The 8,579-nt window shown below is 67.4% G+C and carries 11 protein-coding genes and 1 pseudogene; all 12 read left to right on the top strand.

Annotated elements, in window-relative coordinates; all coding sequences use genetic code 11:
* Window positions 1-133 precede the first annotated feature (133 nt).
* Window positions 134-562 carry an HNH endonuclease gene (locus tag PHN62_RS17340; protein WP_300152691.1) on the top strand — a complete coding sequence of 143 codons (429 nt, stop codon included), beginning with the start codon at window positions 134-136 and terminating at the stop codon, window positions 560-562.
* A gap of 49 nt (window positions 563-611) precedes the next feature.
* Window positions 612-1,052, top strand: coding sequence for a phage terminase small subunit P27 family (locus tag PHN62_RS17335; protein WP_300152689.1), 441 nt, complete (start codon window positions 612-614; stop codon window positions 1,050-1,052).
* Window positions 1,049-2,716 (top strand): terminase TerL endonuclease subunit, encoded by a 1,668-nt coding sequence (locus PHN62_RS17330; RefSeq protein ID WP_300152687.1) that lies wholly within the window; start codon window positions 1,049-1,051, stop codon window positions 2,714-2,716. The genes PHN62_RS17335 and PHN62_RS17330 overlap by 4 nt, the downstream gene beginning before the upstream one ends.
* Window positions 2,713-3,954, top strand: coding sequence for a phage portal protein (locus PHN62_RS17325; protein ID WP_300152686.1), 1,242 nt, complete (start codon window positions 2,713-2,715; stop codon window positions 3,952-3,954). The genes PHN62_RS17330 and PHN62_RS17325 overlap by 4 nt, the downstream gene beginning before the upstream one ends.
* Complete coding sequence (locus PHN62_RS17320; RefSeq protein ID WP_300152684.1) at window positions 3,941-4,819, top strand: S49 family peptidase; 879 nt, start codon at window positions 3,941-3,943, stop codon at window positions 4,817-4,819. The genes PHN62_RS17325 and PHN62_RS17320 overlap by 14 nt, the downstream gene beginning before the upstream one ends.
* Before the next feature lie 26 nt (window positions 4,820-4,845).
* The gene (locus PHN62_RS17315; RefSeq protein WP_300152682.1) at window positions 4,846-6,171 is read left to right on the top strand and encodes a phage major capsid protein; all 1,326 of its coding nucleotides are present in this window, start codon (window positions 4,846-4,848) and stop codon (window positions 6,169-6,171) included.
* Between the two features lie 56 nt (window positions 6,172-6,227).
* Window positions 6,228-6,404 carry a hypothetical protein gene (locus tag PHN62_RS17310; RefSeq protein ID WP_300152681.1) on the top strand — a complete coding sequence of 59 codons (177 nt, stop codon included), beginning with the start codon at window positions 6,228-6,230 and terminating at the stop codon, window positions 6,402-6,404.
* Window positions 6,405-6,412: 8 nt separating this feature from the next.
* Complete coding sequence (locus PHN62_RS17305; RefSeq protein WP_300152679.1) at window positions 6,413-6,982, top strand: hypothetical protein; 570 nt, start codon at window positions 6,413-6,415, stop codon at window positions 6,980-6,982.
* A complete protein-coding gene (locus PHN62_RS17300; RefSeq protein WP_300152678.1) occupies window positions 6,979-7,359 on the top strand; it encodes a head-tail adaptor protein in 381 nt (126 codons plus the stop codon). Before PHN62_RS17305 ends, PHN62_RS17300 begins: the two co-directional genes overlap by 4 nt.
* Window positions 7,311-7,817, top strand: a complete 507-nt coding sequence (locus tag PHN62_RS17295; RefSeq protein ID WP_300152676.1) for an HK97-gp10 family putative phage morphogenesis protein — start codon at window positions 7,311-7,313, stop codon at window positions 7,815-7,817. Before PHN62_RS17300 ends, PHN62_RS17295 begins: the two co-directional genes overlap by 49 nt.
* Window positions 7,810-8,238, top strand: coding sequence for a DUF3168 domain-containing protein (locus PHN62_RS17290; RefSeq protein WP_300152675.1), 429 nt, complete (start codon window positions 7,810-7,812; stop codon window positions 8,236-8,238). The genes PHN62_RS17295 and PHN62_RS17290 overlap by 8 nt, the downstream gene beginning before the upstream one ends.
* A gap of 1 nt (window position 8,239) precedes the next feature.
* A pseudogene (locus PHN62_RS17285) lies at window positions 8,240-8,579 on the top strand (hypothetical protein); the annotation flags it as partial.

The raw sequence follows: 8,579 nt of genomic DNA, 5'->3' as shown, positions 1-8,579 counted from the left end.
CGCGTAAATCTGAAAGCGGACGAGCCGTGATGCTAGAGACTATCTCCGGCGGCCCCGAGCCCTCCGCCCCCGACCAGGCAAGGTCAATGGCGCGGAAGGCCAAGTGCGAAGCTATGTCCGAAATCCAAGACACATGAAGCATCCGAAGATCAGGATCTGCGCCGCGCCAGGATGCGAGGCCGTCGCCATGGGCGGAGCGCTCTGTTCCACCTGCGCCGGAGAGAAGGCCGCGCGGCGGATGGCCTTCGACAAGGCTCGCGCCAAGGATCCCTTTCGCAAGATCTATGCGACCGCGAGGTGGAAGCGCGAGAGGTTCGCCTTCCTCGCCGCGCATCCGGCCTGCGAGGAATGCGCCGCAGTCGGGATCGCCCGGGCCGCGGAAGTCGTCGATCACGTTCAGACGGTGCGGGAGCGGCCGGACCTCGCCTTCGACGCCCGGAACTGGCGAGCGCTCTGCTGGTCCTGTCATAGCCGCAAGACGGCGCGCGAGGACTCCGGCTTCGCTCGACGGGGGGTGGGTCGGGAATCCGGGGCCGCCAGACAGCACCGGCGCCCACCCTGACTTTTTCATGCGCGCGGTTTCAAAGTAAAAACCCAATGGAGACAAATCGTTGAGAGGAGACAAGCCCCAAGCGAAGGCGAATGTTCACCACCTCGCCGCCTCCGCCAGGATGACCCCGCCGGATCCGCCGGAGCATCTGACGCCGGATGCGGCGGCGAAATGGCGGGCTTTGGCGCCGGAGCTGACTCGTCTCGGCAGGCTTCAACCGCGCTTCCACGACGCTTTCGAGCTCTATTGCGAGGCCTATGCGGATTGGCTGCACAACCAGCGCCTGATCGCCGCCGAAGGTCGCATCTATGCGTCGGAGGGGCGCAACGGCTCGCTGGAGAAGAAGAAGCAGGCGGTCCAGCAGCGCGACGAGGCCGCCGCGCTGATGCTGCGCGTCGGCGCGAATTTCGGCCTTTCGCCGCGCGACGACGCCGCCCTGAACGGCGACGCTCAGGGCGATTTCTTCGCGGCTCTCGAGGACAGGCTCAGCGGCAGGAAATGACCGCCCCGATCGATCATCCGACCTCGCGCTTTCCGCTGGACGTGGTGGAGGGCCGCGTCACGGCGGCGCCGCTGGTGCGCGCCCAATGCGAGCGCCATCTGCTCGATCTGGAGGCGGGCGGAGATCGCGGCCTCTGGTTCGACGGGGAGGCTGCGACCCGCTTTCGCAATTTCTCGCGGATGTTCAACCACACCACGGGGCCTCTGGCGGGCCAGCCCATCGAGCTGAGCCCCTGGCAGGAATTCGTCTTCGGGTCGATCTACGGCTGGAAGCAGGAGGACGGCCTGCGCCGCTTCCGCATCGCCTATAACCAGATCGCGAAGAAGAACGGCAAGACGACGATGGCGGTCTTGCCCGCGCTTTACGGCCTGACCCTCGATCGCGAGGGCGCGCCGCAGGTCTTCGCCTCGGCGACTTCCCGCGATCAGGCGGGGCTGCTCTTCGAAGACGCCCGCCGCCAGGCCACGAGCTCCGAAATCTCGCCGCTGCTGAACGTGCTGCAATATGAGATCCGCTGCCCTCATACGAACGGCGTCTTTCGCTGCCTCACCCGTGAGCCCGGCTCCGCCGACGGGATCAATCCTCATGTGGCGGTCGCAGACGAGATCCACCGCTGGCGCTCCGGCGATCTCGGCGAGATCATCCGCAATTCGATGATCGCCCGCGCTCAGCCGCTCTACTGGATGATCACCACGGCGGGCTCCACGCTCCAGAGCTATTGCGGCGAGAACAGGCTCTACGCCGAAGCCGTGGCCACGGGGGCCGTTCAGGATGATTCCTTCTTCGCCTTTGTGGCCGAGCCTCCTGCGGACGCCGACATCGCCGATCCGCGCACCTGGGCGATGGCCAATCCCAACCTCAACATCTCCATCCCGGAGGAGGAATTGCGCCGCCTCCATCAGGAGGCGAGCGCGATTCCGGGCCGCATGCCCGGCTTCATCCGGCTGCATGTGAATCGCTTCACCGACGGCGTCGAGGGCTGGATCTCCTCCGAAGTCTGGGCGGAGGGCGCGGCCCCGATCCGCGAGGCGGATCTTGCGGGCCTCCCCTGTTTCGCCGGTCTGGATCTCTCCAGCACGGTGGATCTCTCCGCCTACGCCCTCGCCTTTCCCTTCGAGGAGAGGATCATCCTGCTGGTGCGCAGCTTCATTGCGACGGGCGGCCATATGGGGTCTCTGGAGGCCCGCGGGCGGCGCGACGGCGCCGATTACGTCGCCTGGGAGCATGAAGGCTGGCTTGAGCAGCATCGCCAGGGCGCCATCGATGAGGGGCGGATTCTGGCGCGCATCAAGGAAGACGCGACCCGCTTCGACATCCGCGAACTGGCTTACGACCGGTGGGGCATGGCCAGCCTGCGCACGGATCTTCAGCAGCTGTTCGGCAATCGCTTCGTCGAGCATGGGCAGGGCTATGGCAGCATGTCGGCGCCGATGAAGCGCTTCGAGCAGCGCGCCATGCAGGGCACGATCCAGCATGGCGGGAATCCCCTGCTCGCCCGCGCCGTGCGCAACACCCATCGCGAAAGCGACGCGGCGGAGAACATCAAGCCCAGCAAGGCCAAATCCCTCGGGCGGATCGATCCGGCGGTGGCCTCCATCATGGCGGTCGGCCGCGCGGACGCGCATGTCAGGCCGCGCCGAGCTTCAAGGTTGATCGTCATATGAGCGTTTTCGACCGCATGAAGGCGGCGGCCCGCGTTCTCGTCGGGCCGAGCGCCGAAGCGAGCGGGACGGCCCGTCCCGCCGGCTGGCTCGATCTCGGCTGGGGCCGCGCCTCCCTTTCGGGCCTGCCCCGCGTCGACGAGCGGGCGGCTCTGGCCCATGGCACGGTCTACACCTGCGTCAACGTCATCGCGCAGGATCTGGCCAAGGTGCCTCTGATCCTCTATCGGCGCCTGCCGAAGGGCGGCAAGGCGCGGGTCTCGGATCATCCGGCGGCTCGGCTCATGGCGCAGGGCGACGCGGCCTATGGCGTGCCCGCCTCCGTCATCCGCTACGGCCTGCAATGGGCGCTGGGCTTGCGAGGCAACGCCTTCGCCTGGATCCGGCGCAACGGGCGCGGCGAGGTGATCGGACTGGATCCAATCCATAACGACCGGATCACGCTGCTGAAGAACGGCCGCGAGCGGTTTTATGAATTCGAAGACGGGGCGGGCGTCCAGCGGCGGGTCTCCTGGCGCGACCTGCTCCATCTGCGGAGCGGCGCCGAAGACGGCTGGACGGGTCGTTCCCCGATCGAAATGGCGGCGGATACGCTCGCCGTCGCTCTGGGCGCCCAGAGCTTCGCGGGACGCCACATCACCGGGCGCGGCGTGATCCGCGGCGTGGTCGAACACCCCGACTGGTTTCAGGACGACGAAGACGCGGAGCGCTTCGCCCTGCGGATCCGCAAGACGCTGGACGATCCCGAGGCCAACGGCATCCCGATCCTGCCCTATGGCATGAGCTATAAATCCGTCGGCATGTCTCCGGCCGACGCCCAGCTTCTGGAGCAGCGCCGCTTCGACCGCGAGCAGATCGCAGGCGTCTACCGCGTGCCTCCGGCCAAGGCGGGCATCTTCGAGCATGGCCTGCGCGCGAACGTCGAGCAGCAGGCCATCGATTACGTGACGGATTGCCTGCTCGGCTGGGCGCGGCTCAACGAGGATCATTTCAATCTCTACCTCCTGACCGAGGAGGAGCGGGCCGATCTGCATTTCGAATATCTCTTCGACGGCCTGATGCGCGCAACCACGCGCGACCGCACCGAATCCCTCCTGCGCGCGACGGGCGGCCCCTTTCTGACCCGCAATGAAGCCCGCGCCCTTGAGAACCGCGCCCCGATTCCCGGCGCCGACGATCTCTTGCCGCCCTCCAACATGGCGGCCTTGCCCGGACAGGAGGATGATGATGAAGAGGCTTGATCTCGATCAGCTGCTCGGCGGCGCTCCGGCGGCGGTGGATCGGCGCTTCGCGGAAACTTATCTGGCCGCCCTGAACCTGGCCGTCCTGCGCGACGGAGATCGCGCGCCCAAGGCTGGCGATGGATCTTACAGGATCGCGCGCGGCGTGGCCGTTCTGCCGGTGCGCGGCGTTCTGACCAAGAGGAGCCCCTGGGCCGAATGGTTCGGCTGGGCGACCTATGAAGGGCTGGAGACGTCTCTGCGCGAAATCGCCGCGAAAGCCGACGTCTCCGCCGTGGTTCTGGACATGGATTCGCCGGGCGGCGCGGCCTATGGCGCAGCCGCCGCCGCTGCGGCCGTCACGGAGGCCGCCAAAGCCAAACCGGTCTACGCCTTCGTCGATCCTCTGGCCGCTTCGGCGGCCTATCACATCGCCTCTCAGGCGACGGAGATCGCGCTTTCGCCGGGGGCGGCGGTGGGCTCCATCGGCGTCGCCACCACGGTGGGCAAGCCGGTTCTGGCGGATGCGGGCGGAGACCTCTGGTTTCAGATCGCCTCCAGCCGCGCCCCGAACAAACGCCCCGATCCGGAATCCGAGGAGGGACGCGCGGCGATCCTGCGCGAGCTCGACGCTCTGGAAGCCGTCTTCATCGCGGATGTCGCGCGCGGACGCGGCGTTTCGGTGGAGACGGCGCAGGAGCGCTTCGGGCGCGGCGGCGTGCTGACCCTCGCCGAGGCCCTGACGGCGGGCATGGCGGATCGCGCCGCCTCCCGCCATGAGTTCTACGAGGGCGTCTTCGCCGCCCACGCCCCCCAAGGCTCCGCTCCGGCCCGGCGCGCCCGCGCCGCTCAGGCGGCGGCGGCGCGCGCTCTGGCGCGGATCTGATCATCATTTTTTTGAAGGAGACGGCTATGGCCGACTTGAACGACCTGCGCAAAAAGCGCGGAGCGAAGGCGGAGCTCATGGCGACGCTGGCCGACGAACTGACCGCTCTGGAGAACGCGGAGGCGCCGGAGGCCGCGGCCATCGACGCGAAGTCCAGGTCCTTCGAGGCCGCTCAGGCGGAATTCGACCTGCTCGACGGTCAGGTGAGGCGCGCCGAGAGCGCCGAAGCGGCGCGCGCGGCTTCGGCGGAGCCGGCGCCGACCAATCCGCGTGCGGTCCGCGCTCCGGCCCGGGCCGTGAACGAGGCGGATCAGGGAATCGCGGCTGGCCTCTTCGTGCTGGCCATGGCCGCGACCAAGGGCGATCCCGACCGCGCGCCGCGTTACGCCGAGGAGACGCTCGGCGCCTCGGCGGTGGCGGGCGAGTTGCGCGCTGCGCTCAACACCGGGGCGGCCTCGGCGGGCGGCGTGCTGGTGCCCGAAACCTATTCGAGCGAGATCATCAAGCTGTTGAGCGCCCGCGCCGTGATCCGGAGCGCAGGCGCGCGCGTGATCGACATGCCTGCGGGCAACGTCCGCGACGCCCGCCAGACGGGTGGCGCGACCGCCGCTTATGGAGCGGAGGGCGCTCCGATCACGGTTTCCGAACCGACTTTCGGTGAGGTCGCGAAAAGCTTCAAGAAGCTCACGGCCATGGTTCCCGTCTCGAACGACCTGATCCGCTATGGGTCGCCTTCGGTGGCCTCCTTCGTGCGCGACGATCTGGTGCAGCGCATGGCTCTGCGCGAGGATCTCGCCTTCCTGCGCGACAATGGTTCGGGAGGCGCGCCCAAGGGTCTGCGCTATTGGGCCAAGGCGGCGCATGTCTTCGCCGCAGCCGCGACCACCAACGCCGCCACCATCGGGCAGGATCTGCGCAAGGCCGTGAATCTGCTCGAAGAGGCCAACATCAGTCTCGTGCGCCCCGGTTGGGTGATGCGCCCGTCGATCCGGAATTATCTCGCCGAGCTGCGCAACAGCGTGGGGGCGAAGGTGTATCCCGAGATCGATGCGGAGAACGCGCTGCTCGGCCACCCCATCCACCGCACCACCCAGATTCCCGGCAATCTGGGCGCGGGAACCGACACCGAGATCTATTTCGCCGACTTCTGGGAGATCGTGATCGGCGACAGCATGTCCGTCACCATCTCCGTCCATGACGGCGGCGCCTATGTGGACGGGGGCGGGGCCACCCATTCCGGCGTGCAGCGGGACTTCACCCTGATCCGCGCCATCTCCGAACATGACATGGCGCCCGATCACGACGAAGCCATCTCGGTCATCACCGGCGTCGACTGGCCTCTGGCCGCCTGATCCCCCACTCCCATCGACGCGCTCCGTTTCCCAGAGCGCATGGAGGCTCCATGATCATGAAACAGGTCAAATTCGTGAAAAAGCATCCGCCCTATAACGAGGGCGAACTGGCGGGCTTCTCGCCGGAAGCGGCGACCGATCTGGAGAAGCAGAGCTTCGTCAAGATCCTCGGCGACGTGAAGCCGAAGAAAAAGCCGGAGCCTCCGGCTCCCGCCGCGCCTCCGGCCTCCTGAGCGCCGCCATGCGCCTGATCGGCCCTCCGCCGGACCCGCCCCTGACGGTCGCGCAACTCAAGGAACATGCGCGGCTCAGTCCGGCTGATGATTACGAAGAGGCGACGCTTCAAAGGATCCTGAGCGGCACGACGATCTCTGTGGAGACCGGAGCGCATCGCCCTCTGTCGCCTCGCCGGGCGATCTTCAGCATTCGTCGGCCTTTCGCGAGGTGGTGGTTTCCAGTCGCGCCCGTGCGCGCCCTGACAGGCGCGCGCGTGGCACGGGCGGGGGGCGGCGTCGAGGATCTGACGGGGCTGACATTGGTTCAGGGGCATGACGAGCCTCGCCTCTCGGCGGCTGGCGTGGTCTGGCCGTGGCTGGGGCCCGACGATGTGATCGAGATCGAATCCGAGGTGGGATACGAGGCCTCCGCGCCGGAAGCGGCCCCCCTGTTGACCGCTGTCTTGATGCTGGCGGCCTGGCGCGTTCTGCAACGGGAGACCGCGAGCGAAGCTCCTGCGAAGGAAGTTCCCTTCGGGCTCCGCAGCGAGATCCGCCAGCATCGCTATCTTCGGCCCCGGGAGATGGAACTATGAGCGCCGGTCTGCGCAACCGCCGGATCGCCTTCGAGCAATGGGGCGAGGCGGCGGAAACGCCTCCGACCGATCCTCTGCTCGCGCCTGGCGGCGACCCGCTCGGGCCTTCGCGGGGCTGGGTCAGGCGCTTCGAGCGTTGGGCGCATCTGCGGCCGGAGACGCTGCGGGAAGCGTCGCAGGGCGGCGGCCTCGTCGCGACAGGCTTCTGGCGCTGCGAAGTGCTGTGCGATCCCGAGACGGAGGCCGTCACGCCGGAGGGCTGGCGAGTCTGCATGGGCGCAGGAGGAGGGAGGGTTTTCAACATCCGCAGCGCGGCGGACCCCGATGGATGCCGTCGATCCATCGTCATGAGGTTGGAGCAGGGGGTGGCGACATGAGTTCTCTCGACCGCGCCTTGCGACGCCTGGGCACGAAGTTCGAGCGCCTGCCGCGCGAGATGACCGCCGCCGCCGTCAAGGCGCAGGAAGCGGCCGCCGAGCGGATCGTCCGGCGGCAAAAGAGCCTCGCCCCCAAGGATCGCGGAAATCTTGTTGATGCGATCATGTGGGAGACGGAACCCGGCACGGTCTCGACGCGCGTCTTCGTGAATTATTCGAAAACGAACGGCAAGCCCCGCGCGCCGCATGGCCATCTCGTGGAGTTCGGCGCCGCTCCCCATGTCATCGAAAGCGAGAAGCCCATGGGCGTCCAGGGGAAATTCGGTCATCGCGTCGAGCATCCCGGCGCGCCGGCGCAGCCTTTCTTCTATCCGGGTTATCGTGCCGAGCGATCCGAGTCGAAGCGCGAAATCCGCAAGGCCCTGCAGGAAGCGGCGCAGAAGGTGGCCCGTGGGTAAGGGCGACCATAGCCTTGCGCTGTTCGGTGCCGTCCTGAAAGCGCTGCGCGCGGATGCCGCCGTCTCAGCCCATGTCGGGGCGCGCATTCATGACGACGTGCCGGAGCGCGTGGTCTGGCCCTATCTGACCCTCACGGACGGCGGCTCCTTCGCGGCCTTCGGATCCAGCGATTACGAGGCGGATGATTTCGCCTTCGACGTCCATGTCTGGAGCCGCCACATCAATAAAACCTCTTCGGAATGCCGCCTGATCTGCTCTGCGGTTCAGGCGGCGCTCCATGACGCCGAGCTTGATCTCGGCGCGGGCGCCTCTCTCGCCCGGCTCTCCCGCGCGCGGCGGATGATCTTCCGCGATCCCGACAACATCACCTGGCACGGCGTGGTCTCCTTCGAGGGGCGCGTCGAGACGATGGAGGCCTGACATGGCGAAAACGGTCGATAAGCTGCTGATCCTCGTCGGGGACGGAGCGACCCCGGAGGTGTTCAAATCCCCTTGCGCTCTGAATTCCCGCTCGATCCAGTTCTCCGCGCAAGTGCAGGAGGATCAGGTTCTGACCTGCCCCGGCTCCGACCCCGACGCTTTCGATCCGGAGCCCGGCTGGATCGAGAAGGTCAAGACGGCCCTCTCGGCCTCGGCGCGCGGATCCGGCAAGCTGGCGGCCACCGACAAGCCCATGTGGTGGGATTGGTTCACGGGCGGCGAGAAGAACATCCGCATCTATCTCCGCGCCAAGGACAAGACGGAGCTCAAGGGCCATTTCC

The sequence above is a fragment of the Neomegalonema sp. genome (assembly GCF_028688855.1).
Taxonomy (GTDB): Bacteria; Pseudomonadota; Alphaproteobacteria; order Rhodobacterales; family Rhodobacteraceae; genus Neomegalonema.
Note: the sequence above shows the minus strand (reverse complement) of the source record. Positions and strands in the feature narration are given on the sequence as shown.